The organism is Mycoplasma anserisalpingitidis (genome assembly GCF_007858495.1).
GTDB lineage: Bacteria > Bacillota_I > Bacilli_A > Mycoplasmatales > Metamycoplasmataceae > Mycoplasmopsis > Mycoplasmopsis anserisalpingitidis_A.
The window spans coordinates 379,049-399,861 of the sequence record NZ_CP041663.1 but is presented as its reverse complement, the minus strand read 5'-3'; the positions used below and the strand labels follow the sequence as shown (position 1 = coordinate 399,861).

Here is a 20,813-nt window from a genome sequence, read left to right as displayed (position 1 = left end):
AATGAAAATAGTTTATTGAATAAAAGATTATCTCTTAAGATCATTAAAAAATAAATGAACTTACATTCATTTTGCAATTATTGAAGTAATTTCATTAGCATTAATCATTTATGCATTAGTTGTTGGAAAACAAAAAGTAATTCAAATGCTAAACATAATTTTTCTTATTACAGCATTAATAGGATTATTATGCATTGTTGCCGCAAAAGGTTTTATTGGTTCATCTCTTAAAAGATATCAATCAGGTCGTCAAGATCGGATTGAATACAAACAAAAGAGACAAATGGAAAAAATGAACAACAACGAAAAAATTGCATACCAAAGAATGTTGGAAAATAAAAAATCAATGGAAAAAGAAAGAGAAATTAAAAAATCTCAAAGAACTTCATTTGGTTTTATATTTTCTATATTCCTTAATTTAATTATATTTTTCATAACATTACCTTTCTCATTGTAATCAATCGATCACTACCAAAAGTAGTGATTTTTTGTTTTTTGATAAAATACTAAAATAGGTAAAGAGGTATAAATGAAAATAAAAACAAAGATCTTATTAGCCACTCCATTGGTGGCTGTCCCATTGGTAACAACACTATCTATTGTTGGAAGAAAAGATTTCGTTACTACAAAAAATGAAATTTACAATGCAATTGAAAATTATAATCAAGTTTATACGTTGGTTTCAAATTTTGATGAAGAAAAAGGTAAGGAAATATTAGAAAGTTTTAGAAGTGATTCGAATATTTTGGATTTTATTTACAATATAAATCAATACCAAAATATTGATGACTTAGTTGATAAAATATACGATTTAAAATTAACAAAGAATCAGATGCTCTTTTTAGTTTACAAGATAAATTGATATTTTTCCTCATCAAAAAACTCAACAACTAAGACTGGTGTAATTATTCATGAAAAGAAAACTAAAGAAGAAGGATATCTATCTATAGGATTTAATAATGGAAAAAGCGGTTCTGAAAAGAGTGATACTAAATTTAAATTAGAAGACAAAAATGGAAATTTTATTAAAATAAGTGGATATACCCATAGCTATAGTATTGATAATTTTTTCGCTGAAGATGTTTCATACATACATTGATCAAATCAATATATTTTTAACTACTTTTTTACTAAGATTTTAGGAGATCAATCAAAAAGTAATAAATTTTTTGATGATTTTTTAGATCAAATTGTTAAAGCTGAAATAAATGAAAATGAATTAATTGAGTCAGCAAATAAATTAGCTAGTTCTTACGTTAATGTTGAAAAATTAGAGATTAGATTAAGTGATTTAAATGAAAAAAATCCCGCAATTGTATTATTCAGTAGTGTAGGCAAAATCATTAACTCAATAATAAAATTTCACAATAAATCTAGACCATTATATCAACAACCCAATAGAATTATTGATATAATAAGCTCTTTAGTTGATGATCCTAAGAATGCTAAATTAGTTCGTGAAAAGTTAACTGAAATGTTAAATGATGTTGATAAAAATGTGTTAAACAGAAATAATACATTAAATTTAAATAATTATAAAATTTTATGAAAATCTGCAATTAGTATATATCAAGCATATTTACTAGCAGATAGTATTAATCTAGCAGTTAAAGAAGGTTATTTAAGTTCGAAAGCGGCTGTTGAAATATTAGGAAATGCTTTGAGATTGGCAAGTACTCTGATGTCAACTACACCAGCTGATCCATTTTTTATGTTTGCATCTGGGATTTATGATTTAACAGTATGATTTCTTAAAATAATACCTACCGGTAATGGATATACAGTTTATGAGAATTTTAATGATTGTGGATTAAATGATTGAAATTTTCAATTAAAAAACAATGCAGATACAATTTATAAAACAGCACTAAATTTTTCAAATCAATTGCATAATGGTGTAGTTTGAAAAGTAACTGATGGATGATTTAGCTATCCAGAATTATATATTGCAAAAACCAATGAATATAATTCGGAAGTTAATAATGAACCGAATGATTCCGAATTTCAACACCTAACCCCTGGAACATCTTTTAATTTTGGTAATTTCGTTGAAGAGGGATTTCCGAACAAGAAATAATTTTCTATGAAGAAATTTAATAAAAATAATATGAAATATGCGGCATTAGGTGGTGGAATTTTATTCTTTGAATTCATACTTATGGTTGCGGAAATTGCTAGTGGAGGTCTTCCGGACAAAAGATCTTTAATATTAGCATCTGCAAGAAAATATAGAGGAAATTATGAAACAACTTCTAATATAGCAAAATTATTTATTGAAAAAGACATAAGTTACACATTAGACAATCAATATGGAAAATATCTATCTGAAATTGGTTTTGAAATAGATTATAACAAAGTCAAAGAAATTAATGTAAATGACGTTAATTTGGAAAATATTAATGAATTTATATCTTTTAAGTACCCTGAAACAGAATTTAGAGTTAAAGAAATCCAAAAATTTGAAAAATTAGGTAGAGTTATTGCTTGAGTTTATCCATCAAATATAATTACTGATTTTTCTTATTTCAAACCTGTATTTATTATTATAGATGGATTTATGACTAATAAAGATTTTAAGTATATAAACAATGATAATTTACTAAAAAATCTTAACTCATTCAAAATTACTAATAACGAATTGAATCAGAGTTCCTTTGCAAATGGGATTTTTATAGATTATGAAATAAATAATGATGGATATCCTACAAAATGGTATTTTCTAACAAATATTCATCCACTTAATATTTTTAGCAACAAAAATAATTATGAATTAACTAATCAATATTTGAATGAAAATTTTGAATATGATTCTGAATTTTATTTATCAAATAATGGTGAGTTTCACAGAATTGAAAATCCTAGAATAGTTTTTATGGGATTTGATGTTTTTAAAAGCGATTTAAGTTATTTGAGTTTTGAAAAAAACCAAGAAATTGAAGATATGTTAGATGTTTGTGTTTTCGAAGTGGATTTTAAAAATCAAGAAGAAGCAAGAAAATTCACTTCAATTTCAGAATTAGATAAATATAGATGATTTTCAAATAGTAATCTTAATTTCAAAGCTTTTGAAGAAATGAATACTCAAACAGATTTATTTAACTTAGAAGAAAATACTATTGTAAAAGTATCTGAAAAAACTAATGTCCATATTTTGCAAAATAAAGAGAATTTAAGCACTAATTTAATGGTGTACAATAATCTAATTAGTAAAAATCAAGTTTTAAATGTTAATAATAAAAAATACTTAGATATTACAACTTCTCTTGGGTTTTCACAAACTAGTTACGGATTAGGGAGTTCTGGTTCTGTAATATATAAAGATAATTTTGTTGCTCTTAAAACAGGTGATTACCGAAATTCTGAAATCGGTTTGTACACACCACTTCAATGAGATAACATTCAAGAATTTAAAAATAATATTGTAGATAAATTATCTAATCTAAAAATATTCAATTTACTCAATTTAGAGTCATATGATTTAATTTATGGTAATAAACAAACTCAAAAAAATTGATATTTAAAATCATTAAAACAAATAAAACCAAATATTAAAACGTATTTGAGTATGAAAGAAGATAAAAATGATTAAAAAATTTTTTAGTAACCTGAGAAACAAAATGAAGGATAAGAAGTTTAGAAATTATTTTGCTATTAATACTATTATTTATACTTTATCAGTTGGTTTTATAGTATCACTTTTTTCAGTTCTTGTATTACAAGAACATCGAGATCCCTCAACTAATATTAGATATTTATGAGCGGATCCACAAAAAGATCATGAACTAGATAATAGAAAACTTGAATTCAGTGACAAATTTGAAGATAAAGCTTTATGAGATTATGGTCTCAAATATAAAATAAAAGAAAATTCAGATTGAAATAAGAAAGAAATTTTACCATCACAATTAACTTTAGATGAAATTAAAAGAAATATAAAGTTAAAGGCATGAGTTGATACTGAACTAGTTTCATTTGTGCCTTTTGATGACTTAGGTTCAGTATTTTTAATTTATAAATATCAAGAAAAAAATATTTTTATATATGTCATTGGATTTAAAAAACAAGATGACTTAAGTTTATTAGAAACTAGTGAATTTGAAAATAATAATAACATATTAATAGAAACTAAAAATAGTGAATTGGAAATAACTTATTTTAATGGATTTTTTCTTGATTATGAAGTTAGTGAAAATTACCCAACAAAGTGATTTTTATTAGTTCCGCAATCTAAATTAGTTAACTTTTACACCTTAAATACAGACTCAAGAACTAGCGAACCATTAAAATTAAATAATGTTATTACCTTATTAAATAAAGATAAAAAGATAAAAATTTCTCAACCTAATGTAATTTTATTAGGTACAGAAATGTTCGAAAATAGAATGATAGATTTAGCAATTTTAGAGATAAATTTTGACTCAAGCGAAGAAGCTAAATTATTCACAAATGCAGAATTGGATGATTTATCTGAAAAACTGCAAAAACCATCCTTTATGTCATATAATGGTGAGAATGTTATTTTAAAAAGCTATGTTAATGATGAAAAAATTGATTTTCTTGTGAAACCTGAGTGAATGCATGATTTTGATTATAATTACGGCGCCAAAATAAATTATTGAGAAAAATTTCTTGGTAAATATAAAGATCAAATTTATTATGATTTAAGATACGCAAACTTTCATAAATATGATGAATCCTTTGGAGCTACCGTGAGCAACTTAAATAGGTTATGAATACTTAATAATAATTATGATCCTAGAGATATCAATAACAAAGAGTCGATGTATACTCCATTAGCTTATAATGCTGGGGATTGATTTGAAACCAATCCAAAAGATAGTACTGGTGCATGAGACTATTTTAAGCAAAGAAGTTATGCAATATTTCATAACTTAGGAAAAGATACAAGTTTTTATAACTTTGACGCAATCTATGGCACTAATAATAAAAATCAAAGAAATTGATATTTGAAGGCACTTATTGATTTTTATCCAAATATTCAAACTAAATTAATAAATGAATTAAGAAATAATGATAAATATTATTACATAGGTAAATAAGATAAAAATAAACTTTATATATTAGAATTTGAACATTCAAAAAATAACGACTACATAAAAGTTTTTTACTTTTTAACCTAAAATATAGTATTAAAAAATGTTTTGCTTTTAAATATAAATAAATATAATAAATATATGAAAAAATTAGGTTTTATAATTGATTCTTTTAGTTCTTTGACTAAAGAACAAGCCAATTCATTAGGTTTTGGATTTCTTTCGCTACAATCAGAAATTGACGGTGAAATTTTTCAAGATGGACTTCAAGAACCTGAAATTTTATTAAATAAAATTGATAAAGCGAGCAATATTCTAACCTCACTTCCTAGATTGGACTTACTTGAAGCAGAAATCGAAAGAATGTCGAAAAGTTTTGATGATGTGATTATTTTAATTCTTCATGAAAGTCTTAGTAGTTCTTCAAGATATTGCAAAACAATTTCACAAGAATATCAAAATGTTCATGTTGTAAGTAATTTCTTTAGTGGAGATCAATTTGTTGATGTAGCCTTAAATGCTCAAAGAAGTTATGAACAAAACCAAGACATAAACAAAGTTATTGAAGAAATTAATGAAATTAATGAAAAATCACAAACCTATATCTTACCTGTAAACCTCGATTACATAATTAAAGGTGGAAGATTAACTGGAGCTAAAAAATTCATTATGACTAAAATTCAAATGATTCCTTTACTTAAATATAGAGAATCAGTTACTGTTTCAACATTAAAGAGAACTACAAGTTCATTAATTAGTAAAACATTTGAAAAACTAGTTAAAATAATCGGTGGAGTAGAAAAAGTTAATGAATTTTCTTTTAGACTAATTAGAGGACTTGATCATAAAGTTGTAGATGTTGTTAAAGAAGTGGCGGGTGAATTTGGCATTGTATTAGATTCAATTCAATCAACTTCTGGTGCTGTCGCAATTCATTGCGGTCCTTCAGCTTTTAGTATTTCAGTTATGCCTAAGTTGAACAATAAGTAGAAAGAAATCTTATGACTATTAAAGAACTTTTAAATCCTAAATCAATTTTTATTGATATTGATGTTAATGATCATAATCATGCGTTAGAAATAATTGCTGAAAAGCTATGTGAATCAAAATTCATTGAGGATAAAGAAAGATTTCTTAATGCACTAAATTATAGAGAAAATTTAATGTCAACAGCATTAAATGATGGGATTGCAATTCCACATGGTATCTCTTCAACTGTAATTAAACCAACAATTTCCTTAGCGATACTAAAAAACGGAATTGACTGAGATGCTGAAGATAATGTAAAAGTTGATTTGATTTTTACGATCGTGCTAAGCAAGGAAGATCGTGAAATTCAACTTGATTCTATCCAAGTTATTGCTGATTATTCTTTAGATGATCAGTTCCATGTTGAAATCATGAGTGCTAAGACTCAAGAACAGGCTTATGAAGTGCTTCTAAAATATTTTCCATTATAAATTGTAAGCTTAGCTTACTTTTTTATTGTTTAGAATTTTTCTAACCTATTTAAAAACATAGTATTTGGTATAATAATAAATATATTTAATATAATGGAGAAATATGAACAAAAAACAGCAGTTTTATTTGTGAATAATCATAGCGATTGCTTCGCTAGTTTTAGTTATTGTATCACTAGTTTTAGGTATAAATAATCATGACATTTTAATGGAATGGATAGCAATTATCGCATTGTTATTTGCTTTAGTTATATTCATATTAAGTTCATATTTTGCTATTTCTAACTTTATAAAAAGTAGAGAATTAGTTAAAAAATCATTCAGTTCATATATTGACGAAATTATCACAAATAATAATTTCGGAATCATTGTTTATGATAATAATGATGAAAGAATAACTTGAGCAAGTACTTTTATCAAAAATAGATTTGACAGAAATGTTATTGGTTTATCATTAAAGGACTTTTTTGTTAAATATTATAATAAATCAAAAGAATTTCCTAGACTTAATACTTTTAATATTTCACACAACAATTTTGAGTATGAAGTTAAAGTTTGGTCGCTAAAAAACATTATATCTATTAAAGATATAACCAACGAAGTAAGCATAGTTCGTGAATTCAAAGATCAAAAAGTTGTTTTAGGTGAAATTGAAATTGATAACTATCAATTGTACCAATCAATCTTGAGTGAAGAACAATTATTTAATATTAATAAGTCAATTGTTGATAATTTTGAAAAATATGTAAAAAATCCCGAATATAACTTCATTTACAGACAGTACACTAATGGTAAATTTGTTATCGTTTGTAATGAAAAAACTCTTGATCTATTAGAAAAAGAATCATTTACAAACTTTTTAACATTTAAAAATTTTTCAGAAATCGGTGTTTCTGAACGTATAAGTGTTTCTGTTGGATTTGCTAAAGGTTGACCTAGTCTTGATATGAAAATAGAGCAGGCTAAAAAAGCTTTATTACAATCAAAAAATCGTGGTGGTGACCAAGTAACAATTTTTTCAAATATTTCAACTCCAGTTTATTATGGTTCAAGTAGTGAAATTTTACCTGACAACAGTAGAACAAATATTAAATTGATTTCAAATAAACTTGAACAAAAACTAAAATCAAAAAATATTAAAAACGTTATTATTTATGGACATAAATTTGCAGACTTAGATGCTATAGGTAGTGCATATGGTATTTATAAGTTAGCAAAAAATTTTGGTAAAGACGCTTATATCTGCAACACTACTTTTGATTCAACAGCATTAAAAGTTATAAAAAAACATAACCTAAAAGATGAAGGGGTATTCATTAAACCTACCGAAGCAAATTCATTAACGAATTCTTCAACGATAGTTATTTTAGTCGATAACTCTGTATTAAATAGAACCGATAATCCTAGTGCTATAGTAAATGCAAAAATAGATAATATATTTATTTTTGACCACCACAGAGTTGGACCGAGTGTTGATTTCTGTTTAAGAGAAAACCGTTATATTGATCCTAATGCTTCAAGTGCATCAGAAATTGTTAGTGAAATTATAATGTTTACTCAAGAAAATAATGCTATTGATGCACTTACAGCTCAATTATTGTTAAATGGAATTTATTTAGATACAGCACAATTTACTAAATCTATAACTCCTAGAGCATTTAGTGCTGCTTCATATTTAGAAAGTTTAGGAGCAAAAGGAACGATTAGTAATGAAATTTTAAAAATTGATGAAAAAACATACAAAATTGTAAGTGAGCTTCTTGAAAATATTCAAGAAGTTAAGCCTGGATATTATTTAGCTTACAAAGACATTGAAGTAAGTAATGATATTATCAGTATTGCAAGTAATGAAATATTAAAAATTAGTGGACGTGTAGCAAGTTTTGTTGTTGCTAAGCAAGAAAATACTAATTTATATAAATTGAGCGCTCGCGGAATAAACACTAACGTTCAAATTATTTGTGAAGACGTAGGTGGTGGAGGCCACTTTGGAACAGCTGCCGCTGTAACTGACGAACCACTTGATGTGTTTATAGACAATATTATCCAAGCTATTGTAGGAGGTAAAACAAATGAAAGTGATATTAATTAAAGATTGTAAAGATGGTAAGGCTAACACAGTTATTGAAGTATCTGATGGATATGCAAAAAACTTTTTAATTCGTCAAGGTTATGCATTACCTTACAATGAAAGTACAAAGAGAACATTAGAAAGAAAATTAGATCAACTTAGTGCTAAAGAACATGAAAAAAGACAAGAGGCACTAAAAATCAAAGAAGAATTAGAAAATGTTAGATTAGTTTACGAACTTGAAGCTAATATTGATGCTAATTTCAATTTAAATGTTCATGGTTCGATTTCAACAAAACAAATTGAAAAAGATTTAAGAAATCTTGGTTTTAAATTAGATAAACACTCTCTTGAAAAAATTCACTTAGTTTCAAATGGAACTCATGAAATAAAAGTAAAAGTATACAATGACATTGTTGCAAAAGTTTATATTGAAATTAAAATCAAGGAAGTAAAATAAGGATGCATATAGGCATTAAAAATAATCAAATTGAAAATAATAATTCAACCATTCACTTTGATGAATTTTGCGAAAAGAAAGTTTTAGGAATGCTTTTGGTTTCAAAAGAGAAAAAATATTTCGAAGAAGCTAAAAACTTCCTTAGTGAAAAATGTTTTTATAGATATGCAAATAAAACTGTTTATAATGCATTGATGAATTATTATGAAGCAAATCAAGACTTAGGTATTTTAGAATATCAAGAATTAGTTGATTATATTCTCTCATTTGTTAGTTCTAATAGTGAAATAAACATGGATTATATCCATGATTTAGTTATAAATGCATCATTAGTTGTAAATAGAGTTCAATATTTTCAACAACTTAATCGTTTAAGTGCACTCAGAGACGTTGAAAACACATTAGAATCAATGCTATATAAAGTTAAAACTGATCCAGATACAAATTTAGAAACTTTTGTTCCTTTACTTGAAATGAAAATTTCTGAAGCATCTGAAATAGCTAGAATTAATGATTTTAAGTCTGCTCGAGAAATTTCTGATGAATATTTTATGGATCTTAATAAGAGAAGAAATGCAAGCATAGATGAACTTTTTGGTGTTCCAACAGGTTTTAGTGACTTGGATAAAGCGATTCAAGGTTTTAAAGGTGGTGAATTAATTATAATTGCAGCACGTCCTGCTATGGGTAAAACTGCTTTTGCTTTAAATATTGCTACAAATGCAGCTAGAGTAGGAAAAAAAGTCGCTTTTTTCAGTTTAGAGATGTCTGATTTGCAACTTATGTCCAGAATATACGCCTCTTTAGCTGAAATAGATGGAAACAAATTAAAAAAACCTCAATTTATCACACCTGAAGAGTGAAATATAATTTCTACAGCTAAATATAGCACTATCGATCCACTTCCACTTTATATAGATGAGTCAACTACATCTGCATTAGGCGAAATAATGTGAAAGACTCGAAAGTTAAAGAGAACTATTGGATTGGATTTGATTGTTATTGACTACCTTCAACTTTTATCTATCGAAGGTAATAATAGAGATAATAGACAAAATGAAGTTTCAAAAATCTCTAGATCACTTAAGCAATTATCACGTGAATTAAATGTTCCAGTTATAGCTCTCTCACAACTTTCTCGTTCAGTTGAAAATAGAGAAGATAAACGACCGCTATTGAGTGATTTACGTGAAAGTGGTGCAATTGAACAAGATGCTGATATGATATTCTTCTTGTATAGAGATGATTATTACAATAGGAATAAAAAGAATAACTCTTTTTTAACTAAAGAACAAGAACAAGCGGCCGGATCAGAGGTTGAGATTATTATTGCTAAATATCGTTCTGGTGCTACAGACACAAAGAAATTAAGATTTCAAATGAATATTAGTCGTTTCAGCGAAATGATAAAAAAAGAAAATAATTAAGGAGTAATCATGGGTGAATCCCCCTGTTATCATAGTTTTTTAATAAATGAAATTAGTTTTAAAGTTTTTGATATGGAGGTAAGAAATGCCTAACTATGTCAAAATAATTTTATTAATAGTTTTAATTATGCTATTTATTTTAAGTAGTATTTTCAGTGGAGCAGAGACAGCTTATACATCAATTTCTGCTGCTAAAGTTATGCAAATGGTTGAAAACAAGGAACGTGGAGCTAAATTAGTTCAAAGACATCTGAAGAAATACAATCAGGTTTTAAGTACAGTATTGATTGGTAATAATATTGTTAATATTAGTTCTTCAACTTTAACTTCTCTATTACTGAGTCAAATTATTTTAAATGATCAAGGGCTTGTTGCGATTGTTGCAACTTTAGTTGTTACTCCGATTATTGTTTTAATTGGTGAAATCATGCCAAAAATGATTGCTAAAGCAAATCCATTTTTCTATTTAAAAAACTTTTCGTGATTAATTGAATTTTTCAATTGAGTTTTCTTTATAATTGCCTATCCCATTAGTAAATTGGGTAAAAAAGTTTATATCACTAACTCTGAAGATGAGCTTAAAACAATGATAGATATAGCTAAAGAAGAAGGAGTTCTTCAAAAAGGTGAAAGTTTGCTAGCTCAAAATGCATTAGATTTAGACTCAATTAAAGTTATCCAACACTATGTAAAACTTAAAGAAGTTGTAACAATTAAATATAATAGTTCGATTGAAGATGCTCTTGAAGTATTCAAAGATTCTAATTATTCTAGATTACCAGTAGAAAGCAAAGATGGAAAACTTATTGGTATTGTAATATTAAAAGATATTTACCACCTTAAAAAAGGTAAAGTTATTGATTTTATTAAATCAGTACCATATATTTCAGCTAATTCAATTCTTTCGAGTGCACTAGAAAAAATGAGATATGCTAAAGCACAAATGGCATTTGTTGTTGAAAACAATAGTTCAACAGATGTTATTGGAATTATCACAATTGAAGATATTATTGAAGAGTTAGTTGGAGAAATTTATGATGAAACTGATGAAGTTGAAGATATTTATGAAATAAGTCTAGAAAAATCAAGAGTTAAATCAAATGTTTTAATGAAAGATATTTTCAAGCAACTTGAATTAGATATTGATAAACTTGACGAAGATGAGTTGAATTTAACATTGTCAGAATGAATGTTAAATCGTTCTAAAAGAGTTAGATTGATTAAAAACTTAAAATATAGCTTTGAAGATGTAGCTACATTTAAAGTTATTGAAACAAAAAATAAGAATAATAAATATGCCGTTATTGAAGTAAATCGCTTATAGATAAAATAAAAAAGCCGAAGTTTATTTTTCCTTTGGCTTTTATTTTATCTCATGATTTAGATCATGTTCAGAATAAAAGGAGTTAATACCTAGTTTTTCTACGTGATAATTATCAAAATTTAATGATTCGATTTCATAAATCAATTTAGCATCAATTGATTTAGAAACTTCGTATATGTTCATGCAATCAAAAAACACTTTTTGCTGATTGATTTTAGTTGTTATATTTTTACCAATAATTATAGGGTTTACGAATTTATTATTCATTAAATTCATTAATTGACCTGTTATCTTATTGATATAAATAGCACATTCCATATCCCTACTTCTAAATTCATCAAATTTAAATAATAATTTTGTGTAATCAAAACTGTTATCAAATGAGTAAATCATTAAAATAACATTTTTTGGAACTATTTCGGCAGAAATGTTAAGAAAATTTTGCTCAGAGATTGGGATGATTATTTTCTTATTTTGCTTGTTTTGGTTATATTCATTAAATTCATTATTTCTAAAGTAATTTTCAATTTGTAAATCTTCAAATTTGTATCTAATGTAAGGTATTTTATTAAAAAAATGAATTGTGTTTTTATCAACAGAAGGATACTCAAAATTTACAACTTCATATTTAGTTTTTTGTAAACTTTTGTAACTTAATATAGGTAATTTTTTGATTTTGTATTTTAGATTTTTATTTAATTCCAATAAATTATTGTACTCATTACTAAACTTATCGAATCCTTCCTTATAATCACTTAAAATTTGATAAACAGAGAACTGTTCAGGATCATTTCGATTTTTAAGATTATATAAGCAGTATCTAGATTTATTTAATAAAACTTCAAATTCATAATTATCAATAATCTTCTTAAATTCTTGAATTGATATGACATCAATTATTTTTTTAAATAATGTTGATTGATTTAAACTTTTTATAGATTTAATTAAAGCATCATATTTTTGTTTCTTTGGTATTTTGACAATAAACATCAGTAATTCTTCAGTCTCATGAACTGAAACATAATGTACTTTAAGCTTTAATTTTTTAATAATTTTGATTTTTTCGTTTTTTGTAACTTTATTAATAAAATAGTAAGGTTTTTTTAATATCGAGATACATAAAAAAGGACCTTTTACATATTTAACAAATTCATTTTTTTCATTTTTGTACAGAGTTTTTGATTTGGAAATTTCATTTAAGAATCAATTTATACTGCAATAATAGCTTCCATCATCTAGAGGTACAATATTCAAGTTGTAAAGGATATTTTCATTTCTTCTTGTTTTTTTATCGATCTTAGTTATAAGAGATTCCAAGAACGTTTTTTTAATTTTTATATTGTTATTTAATTGAGCTGTTATAAAAACTCTTCTCTGAAGATTATTATCTAGAACATCTTTAATCAACGAAGTAGTTTGATGATCAAAAAACTCTAAAAAATCATTCAACGGAAGATAGTTGTATATTTCAAATTTTCCTTTTTTATAGTCTAAAGGTGTAGGTAATAATTTTTCAGTTTCACTAAATCTTAGAACACGTTTGTTTATTGAATCAATTTTAAATAGTATCAGTCCACTATTAGAACGTCCATTAACATAATGAAATATTAGTATTGATATTATTCCGCTGACAACAAGTAATATAAACAAAATTAAAATTATTAAGATAAAAATTCAAATGTACATAATTATTTTCTGATTAATTTAATAGCAGGGTGGTTTTTTCTAAGTGTTCTAGTTTTATTATCAACAACAAATGAAACGATAATGTCTGAGTTATTAACTTCTAAAACTTCACCTTCACCAAAGATATTATGAGAAATGAAGTCACCTACAATAATTTTGTCATTTTGATGTTCATCATCAACAGAATCTGTATCAAAACTTAAATGATCATCTTGAACTAAAATGAATTTTTCAATATCAATACCCATTTCCTTGATAAATCTTGAAGGTGATTTATCAATTCTTGTACCAAGAACTATTCCTCGCGAATCTGAAATAAATAATCTTTTTCTAGCTCTAGTAACAGCGACATAAGCTAGTCTTCTTTCTTCTTCAACCAGTTCAGGGTTTAAGTCATTAACAGATCTTACTGATGGAAATATATTTTCACTCATTCCAACTATAAATACATTATCAAATTCAAGTCCTTTTGCTGAGTGGATGGTCATTAACGAAACATAATTAGTTCCAGTATCAAATTCATCAGATGAACTAAGAAGAGAAACCATTTCAAGATATTCCTTAACACCTTTATCAGGATTTTGCTCTTCTCAGTTTTTAATTGATTCAATTAATTCGTTAACATTATCTACCGCAGAACCCCTTAGGTTTGAAATATTTTCAATTGACTTAAGATATCCAATATCTTCTAAGAATAATCTTAACACTTCGGAAATTTTAATTTTATGTTTTTCAGACTTTAACAATACGCTATGTTTTTTAATACTATAAAGGAATGGGTAAAGTTTTTCTCTTATGATATTTGGTCTAATTGGTAAAGTCTTATAATCTTGCATGAAGGTGTTGAATAATGTTTTTTTATTATTTTTAGCAATCTCAATACATCTTTCCAGAGTGGTTTCACCAATTCCTCTAGTTGGAATATTCACAACCCTTTCAAAAGCTAAATCTGAACCATCATAAAGAATTCTTAAGAATGCTATTGAGTTTTTAATTTCTTCTCTTTGGAAGAATTTAACACCATTAAATATTTTGTGATTAATATTTTCTTTAATCAAAGCTTCTTCAAAAGGTCTTGAATAAAAGTTTGAACGATAAAGAATTGCGATATTTTTAAGTTGAATTTTGTTTTTCTTAAGTTCATTTATTTTTTGTACAACTCATCTAGCTTCTGCTTCCATGTTAAAAGCATGAAAGAATTCAATATCAGTACCAATTTCATTATCAGTTATTAAATCTTTTACATATCTTTTTTTATTGTGGACAATTAATTGATTAGCTGCATTTACAATTTTCTTTGTTGAACGATAGTTCGTTTGAAGAACGATAGTTTTAGTATCGCTAAAATCTTTGTGAAAGTCTAAAATTAAACTAACATCAGCCCCACGTCAATTATATATAGTTTGATCTGGATCACCAACAATTGTAATGTGTGTATCCTTGTTTATTAACTTTTTAACAATATTATATTGTGAAACTGAGGTGTCTTGAAATTCATCAACTAAAATAAACGAAAATTTTTCTGATCATTTTTTAGCTATTTCAGGATGCTTATCAAATAGAGTTTCAACACGAATGATTAAATCATCAAAGTCGACCATTCTTTTTGATGCCAATTCATGTTCATAGCTTTTAATTGCAAGAATAATTGGATCATCAATTGGGATTTCCATTTCTTTAGCTAATTCATCTAATGTGATCTTGGTATTTTTATATCATGATATTTTTTGAATCATATTTGAAAAAGTTATTTGACTTTTACTAATATTTAATTCTTTGTAAATATTTGAAAGAATATCCTTTTTGTCAATTTCATCGATTATTAAGAAATCACTTTTTAATTCTGCACTTAAATACTCAATTCTAAGAATTTTTGCACATAAAGCATGAAAAGTGCTAATGTTTAGTTTATCTGTGTCAGCATCGCAATATTGTCTAATTCTTTCTGACATCTCGTTTGCAGCTTTATTTGTAAAGGTAACAGCTAATATTTTATTTGGAGTAATCCCTAAATCATTAATTAAGTAAGCTACTTTTCTAGTCAAAACTTTAGTTTTACCGCTTCCTGGTCCAGCAATTATTCTAAGTGAACTATTAAAAAATTGAACAGCTTCTTTTTGTTGTTCGTTCAAGTCGTTTAACAATGACATATTATTTATTTTCATAATAACACCTCCTTAATCATTGGTGATAATAATTATTTCTCTTTCTTCAATTTGCACAGGCATTAATTTAATATTTTGATTTTGTTGAACATAAATCATTTTTTTATTTACAACTCTAGTATTACTCACATATTCAATTGCTGAAAGTTTTTTCTTGTTTAGAAGTAAAATAACAAAATTTAGAAATGATATAAACATAAAAACAGTGGTAAAAGCATAGGTAAAATTTATTTTTGCTTTATTTCAAAATGAAAGGTTTTTAATTTGTTCATCACTTAGCTTAAAATCCTTAATACTTTGATTATCAAAAAAAACTATAATATAAATTAAATTTAAGAGTATGATGTACAATAAAAAATTTCTTTTTAATAAATCTAATAATGTTATTTTTTTATCTTTATTTTCACAAATCATTTTCATTTTGAAAATATGCATCGCTAATGTTGAGCCTTTTCAAAAATATGGAATAAAGATGTAATAAAAAACTAAGAAAATAATTGCTAGAATAAATGTTGAATAATATTGAAGCTTATTAAATTCAACATTTCTTAAATCGCTAAAATTAGCAATTAAAAAAAATAAAAAAATACAAACAATTATACAAATCACAGCATCTAAGATTGAACTGAAAAATCTCCTAAAAAAACTTGAATTTTGATATAAATGCATTTTACTCTTCTAATTCATTAAGAATAGTACGTCATTTTGAAATTGGAACGTTATTTTTAATAAGATCTGTTTCAGTGTTTTTTAACAACATATAATTGTTAGTATCCATGAATTTTTTAAATTCTGGTGATTTTTGTAATTTATCAATGTAAAGTTTTAATTCATCAATGAATTTCTTACTTCTTTTTTCATTTAATTCCTTATAGTGAATTAAATTTCTAACGCTAATAAGTGAGATATCAGTAATTAAACCTGGCAAAAAAACTTTTAAGAAATAATTTTTCGCATATTCATATTCATGCATAATTTTACTTTCGTAATTCATAAACATTTTTTCAATATCTTTGAAATTATTTATGTAAGTTTTTGGGTTAATTCATGTTTCTAGATCGAAATAATCTCTTTTAATCCTTGAATCAACATACATATATGTTCTAGAAAGGAGCATTAATTGATAGTTTAAACTAACCGCTAATTTATCATCAGCACTTTGTTTAGGTCAATTCTTTTCATACTTTTGAATGACGCTTTTTTTGAAAATTTTATTTAATATAAAAGGAAAAGTGTAAGCGAAAACATCAGGTCTATTAGAAATTTTTACTGGTTCTTTAGTTTCTATTCTAGCTTTAGGTTTTCAACGTGTTGAACCGATTAATCTAGGTTTAAATTCAAGTACATCAACATCATACTTAACTGCATGTTCAATCATTTTTAGTAAGTAATATTTTCTAAGTGAAGTATCACTATTAATGATTGTTACATAATTTCCTTTAGCTATTCTAAAAGCACTAGTTATGTTGTAATTAACTGATTGATTTTTGTAATTTCATATCACCTTAAGGCGTGAACCAAAGAACTTACCATACTCAGAAATAAGTGAAAAAATTTTTTTAGTACTGCTTGATTTATTTAAGCACAAAATAACTTCAAAATCCTGAGTATCTTGCTCAGTTAAATCTTTTAAAAAACTGCTTGTATCACGTTCATTTTCAGTAATTGACGATATGATTGTTAGTTTCATTTTACTCCTTAATTTTATACTTATAATTTTACCACATTTATAAGTTATGATATTTTAGATAAAATGTGTAATTTAAAATATTTTTAAAAAATCAATGTAAAATTGCAATAGAAAAGGAAAACTATGAATCATTGAATTTATCTTTTTGGCCTAGTTATTTGCGTTATTTTAGGTATTGTTTGTTTATTGATTTACCCAATTTGTATGAAAAAAATGAGAAATTATAAACAAGCTCAAATGAATGAGTACAAAAAAAATCATCCAAAGAGTAATATTACTGACTATAAATCAACAGGAATGTATGTTCCTTCAAGTCTTAGAGCACTCTATAATTCACCATTAATTCTTTCTATAGTTTTTTTTATAATAGCATTCGGTTTCTTATTTAAATTAATTTCATAATTTTCATTGTAAAAAGCAATTAAAACTGTATTTATCCTTTAAAATATTACTGCTACAGTTGTAGCGACAATATGAAAGGAATTATGCAATTAACAAAAATTTTAAAAGGCAAAAAAGAAAAGCCTAAAAAATCTCTTGATAATAGTGATAGCGGAAAAGCTAGAAAAATTTTGTCTAAAGTTTCTGGTGCGTTTATGCTACCTATTTCAGTTATGGCTATTGCTGGATTGTTTCTTGGTGTTGGTTCAACAATTGGGACAATCGGTTCTGATGCAAATATTTTTGCACTTCAAGCCATTGGTGATCTAATAAAACAATTTGGTGATCCAGTTTTTAGTGCTTTACCATTATTATTTGCTGCAGCGTTTGTTATCTCCTTCACAGATGAAGCTGGAGTAGGAGTTTTTGCTGCTGTTATTGGTTATTTAGTTTTCAACGCTGTTCAATCAGTATTTATTTGAGAAACTAATATTGACCAATATATGGTTATGAAAGGTAATGGAAGTGAACTTGCTAACAAATGAGTTTCATTTTCACCGGAAAATAACTTACTAATTAATGGAAAAGAAATCTTATATAACAGTGGTACACTTACTATTGATGGTACTACTGTGATAACCAACGGTGGATTAGTTTTTGATGCTAACAATAACAAAGTTACCGTTGAAGGTTTAAGTATTTTACTTGATGGAGATAAAATTACAATTTCTTCAAGTGTTTCAAATGAAATTATTCTAATTCAAAAACAATTCGTTGGATATAAAATTTTATTTGAGGGACTTGGAAGAAACCCTGAAGCTTTGGCTAATGTGGTTGGAACCACTATTGGTACAAAATCATTACAAACTTCAGCTTTTGGTGGTATTGCTGTTGGTCTTCTTGTTCAATATCTATACAACAGATTCTATACTATTCAACTTCCATCTGTTTTATCATTCTTTGGTGGTAAAAGATTTGTTTCGATTATCACAATACCCGCTAGTGCCTTATTAGCTTTATTATTCTTATTTGTTTGGCCATGAATAGGAGTAGCACTAAACTGATTTGGGAATTTTTTAGGTAAAGTACCATATGGATTTGAATCTTTTATCTTCGGATACTTAGAGAGAGCACTTGTGCCATTTGGTCTTCACCACGCTTTCTATGCTCCATTATGATATACTAATGCTGGTGGTGAAATAAATGGACCATTACAAGCATTTGCAAGTCAAGAAGGATTAGTTGCAGGAGAAAGTTTACGCGAACTAATTAAAGTAGTACAAAACGAACCAAATAAATATGTTGGTGATTCAACCGCTGCTCTCTCACTAGTTGGTTTTAAATACAACACAATTGATTATGTACTAAATGGAAAAGCATTTTCTATTCCACTTTATGACTTTATAAGTAATGAATTAGGAATGAAAATAGGTCGTTTCCTTGACGGAAAATTCTCATTTATGATTTTTGGACTTCCAGCAGCAGCATTTGCTATGGTAATGGCTGCGCCAAAAGAAAACAGAAAAGTTACTCTTGGTACAGTCATCCCTGCTGGAGTTACAGCTTTAGTTACTGGAGTTACTGAACCTATTGAATTTACTTTCCTATTTTTAGCTCCATATTTATTCTGAGGATTCCACGCGTTCTTCTGTGCTCTATCATTCATGATTGCAAATCTTTTGGGAGTTCACGTTGGAATGGCATTCTCTGGTGGATTATTAGACTTATTAATTTATGGAATTATCCCTGTTGCTAAAGGAACTCATTTCTGATGAACTTTAGTAGTTGGTTTATTCTATGTTCCAATTTACTTCTTTGGTTTCTTATTCTTTATTAAGAAATTTAATATAGAAACTCCTGGTAGAGGTTCAAATACAAAATTATTTACAAAAGCAGATTTTATAAACAAAAAAGATGCTAAAAATATCGATCCTGTTGCTTTAGCAGTTGTAGCTGCTTATGGCGGAATCGATAATATTACAGCATTTAATAACTGTGCTTCTCGTTTACGTTATGATGTTGTTGATGCTTCAAAAGTTAATCAAGAAGCACTTAAGGCTGCTGGTGCTGCTGGAGTAAAAGTGGAAGGAAACAACCACGTGCAAGCAATTTTCGGACCTAAAGCAGAGCAGTTAAACGCTTTAATTAAATCTCAAAGAGAAAAAATTAAAGACTACTTAGAAAAAAATAAAGATGTTAAACCAATTAATGTCGAAAAAGAAAAGAATGCAACATCATTAGAAACGGAAATTACCGAAGTGTTCGCTCCTGCTATTGGAGAAATTAAAGAATTATCTACTTTAAATGATGGTGTCTTTAGTGAAAAATTAAGTGGAGATGGTTTTGTTGTAGAATTCAGCGCTAAAGAAAATGCGACTATATTCGCTCCATTTGATGGTGAGGTTGCAATGGTGTTTGGTACAAAACATGCTTATGTAGTCAAAAGCGATGATAATGTTTGTGCTTTATTGCACATTGGGATTGATACTGTTAAACTTAATGGTGAAGGTTTTGAAAGTTTTGTTCAAGTTGGTGATAAAGTTAAAGCTGGTGATAAATTAGCTAAAGTAAACTTAAATCTAATTAGAAGTCAAAACCTAAAAAGTGACTTAGTAATGGTTATTTTACCTGAATCAAGTAAAACAAATGTTGAGACTAAATTTGGTCTTAAAGTGTCAACTTCAAACACAAAAGTTGCAACTGTAAAATAATAAAAGGTGCAAATGTTTAACATTTGCATTTTATATTATCTTCAAAGTATTAAAACATATTCAAATACACTTAAATAAATGGTAAAATATATAAACATAGGTATTAAAATGAAAAAAGAAGGTAAAAAAGAAGAAATTTCAACTGAAAAAATCAACCAAATGAGAGAAGAAAATCAAAAAATAATCACTAAACTAGGTATTGAAAAGAAATCATATTTAATTAATGTGAAAAGAAACATTTTTGGTTGACTAGCTTTGATGTTTGTTTTGATTATTTTTATAATATTGATAATTTTTATGGTTTTTATAGCGATAAAATAGTGAATTATAAGCAAACTTTAGCGAACAATAGATTTACAAAAAGTAAATTTTTTTATGTTTTTT

At 26.5% G+C, this 20,813-nt stretch carries 17 protein-coding genes; 13 read left to right on the top strand and 4 right to left on the bottom strand.

The window, feature by feature from the left end; all coding sequences use genetic code 4:
• Position 1 precedes the first annotated feature (1 nt).
• From FOY43_RS01510 to FOY43_RS01465, 10 genes are all read left to right on the top strand, one after another.
• Positions 2-457 carry a hypothetical protein gene (locus FOY43_RS01510; RefSeq protein ID WP_146308805.1) on the top strand — a complete coding sequence of 152 codons (456 nt, stop codon included), beginning with the start codon at positions 2-4 and terminating at the stop codon, positions 455-457.
• Positions 458-529: 72 nt separating this feature from the next.
• Entirely contained in the window at positions 530-2,077 is a 1,548-nt protein-coding gene (locus FOY43_RS01505) for a hypothetical protein (RefSeq protein WP_146308804.1), read from the top strand.
• A gap of 6 nt (positions 2,078-2,083) precedes the next feature.
• On the top strand, positions 2,084-3,589 hold the full coding sequence (locus FOY43_RS01500; RefSeq protein ID WP_146308803.1) for a hypothetical protein: 1,506 nt from the start codon (positions 2,084-2,086) through the stop codon (positions 3,587-3,589).
• Positions 3,590-3,617: 28 nt separating this feature from the next.
• Positions 3,618-5,060: a hypothetical protein gene (locus FOY43_RS01495; protein WP_146308802.1), complete on the top strand. Its 1,443-nt coding sequence runs from the start codon at positions 3,618-3,620 to the stop codon at positions 5,058-5,060.
• A 135-nt stretch (positions 5,061-5,195) separates the two neighbouring features.
• Positions 5,196-6,044, top strand: coding sequence for a DegV family protein (locus tag FOY43_RS01490; protein ID WP_146308801.1), 849 nt, complete (start codon positions 5,196-5,198; stop codon positions 6,042-6,044).
• Between the two features lie 11 nt (positions 6,045-6,055).
• A complete protein-coding gene (locus FOY43_RS01485; RefSeq protein WP_146308800.1) occupies positions 6,056-6,514 on the top strand; it encodes a PTS sugar transporter subunit IIA in 459 nt (152 codons plus the stop codon).
• A 103-nt stretch (positions 6,515-6,617) separates the two neighbouring features.
• The gene (locus FOY43_RS01480) at positions 6,618-8,606 is read left to right on the top strand and encodes a DHH family phosphoesterase (RefSeq protein WP_146308799.1); all 1,989 of its coding nucleotides are present in this window, start codon (positions 6,618-6,620) and stop codon (positions 8,604-8,606) included.
• Positions 8,587-9,045, top strand: a complete 459-nt coding sequence (rplI, locus tag FOY43_RS01475) for a 50S ribosomal protein L9 (protein WP_146308798.1) — start codon at positions 8,587-8,589, stop codon at positions 9,043-9,045. The genes FOY43_RS01480 and rplI overlap by 20 nt, the downstream gene beginning before the upstream one ends.
• 2 nt (positions 9,046-9,047) lie before the next feature.
• Positions 9,048-10,472, top strand: a complete 1,425-nt coding sequence (gene dnaB / locus FOY43_RS01470) for a replicative DNA helicase (RefSeq protein WP_146308797.1) — start codon at positions 9,048-9,050, stop codon at positions 10,470-10,472.
• A gap of 85 nt (positions 10,473-10,557) precedes the next feature.
• Entirely contained in the window at positions 10,558-11,796 is a 1,239-nt protein-coding gene (locus FOY43_RS01465; protein ID WP_146308796.1) for a CNNM domain-containing protein, read from the top strand.
• 39 nt (positions 11,797-11,835) lie between these two features.
• Here FOY43_RS01465 and FOY43_RS01460 read toward each other — a convergent pair whose 3' ends face one another.
• From FOY43_RS01460 to FOY43_RS01445, 4 genes are read right to left on the bottom strand one after another with little or no spacing between them, the layout of a single operon-like run.
• On the bottom strand, positions 11,836-13,482 hold the full coding sequence (locus FOY43_RS01460; RefSeq protein WP_162847756.1) for an MHO_4530 family protein: 1,647 nt from the start codon (positions 13,480-13,482) through the stop codon (positions 11,836-11,838).
• 2 nt (positions 13,483-13,484) lie between these two features.
• Positions 13,485-15,647: an ATP-dependent helicase gene (locus FOY43_RS01455; RefSeq protein WP_201273916.1), complete on the bottom strand. Its 2,163-nt coding sequence runs from the start codon at positions 15,645-15,647 to the stop codon at positions 13,485-13,487.
• A 12-nt stretch (positions 15,648-15,659) separates the two neighbouring features.
• The gene (locus FOY43_RS01450; RefSeq protein WP_146308794.1) at positions 15,660-16,316 is read right to left on the bottom strand and encodes an RDD family protein; all 657 of its coding nucleotides are present in this window, start codon (positions 16,314-16,316) and stop codon (positions 15,660-15,662) included.
• A 1-nt stretch (position 16,317) separates the two neighbouring features.
• Entirely contained in the window at positions 16,318-17,337 is a 1,020-nt protein-coding gene (locus tag FOY43_RS01445; protein WP_146308793.1) for a glycosyltransferase, read from the bottom strand.
• Positions 17,338-17,460: 123 nt separating this feature from the next.
• Between FOY43_RS01445 and FOY43_RS01440 the strand changes: the two genes are divergently transcribed.
• The 3 genes from FOY43_RS01440 (at position 17,461) to FOY43_RS01430 (ending at position 20,750) form a co-directional block, all read left to right on the top strand.
• Entirely contained in the window at positions 17,461-17,739 is a 279-nt protein-coding gene (locus FOY43_RS01440; protein WP_146308792.1) for a hypothetical protein, read from the top strand.
• An 83-nt stretch (positions 17,740-17,822) separates the two neighbouring features.
• Positions 17,823-20,429 (top strand): PTS transporter subunit IIABC, encoded by a 2,607-nt coding sequence (locus tag FOY43_RS01435; protein WP_146308791.1) that lies wholly within the window; start codon positions 17,823-17,825, stop codon positions 20,427-20,429.
• Positions 20,430-20,537: 108 nt separating this feature from the next.
• Positions 20,538-20,750, top strand: coding sequence for a hypothetical protein (locus tag FOY43_RS01430; protein ID WP_146308790.1), 213 nt, complete (start codon positions 20,538-20,540; stop codon positions 20,748-20,750).
• Positions 20,751-20,813 lie beyond the last annotated feature (63 nt).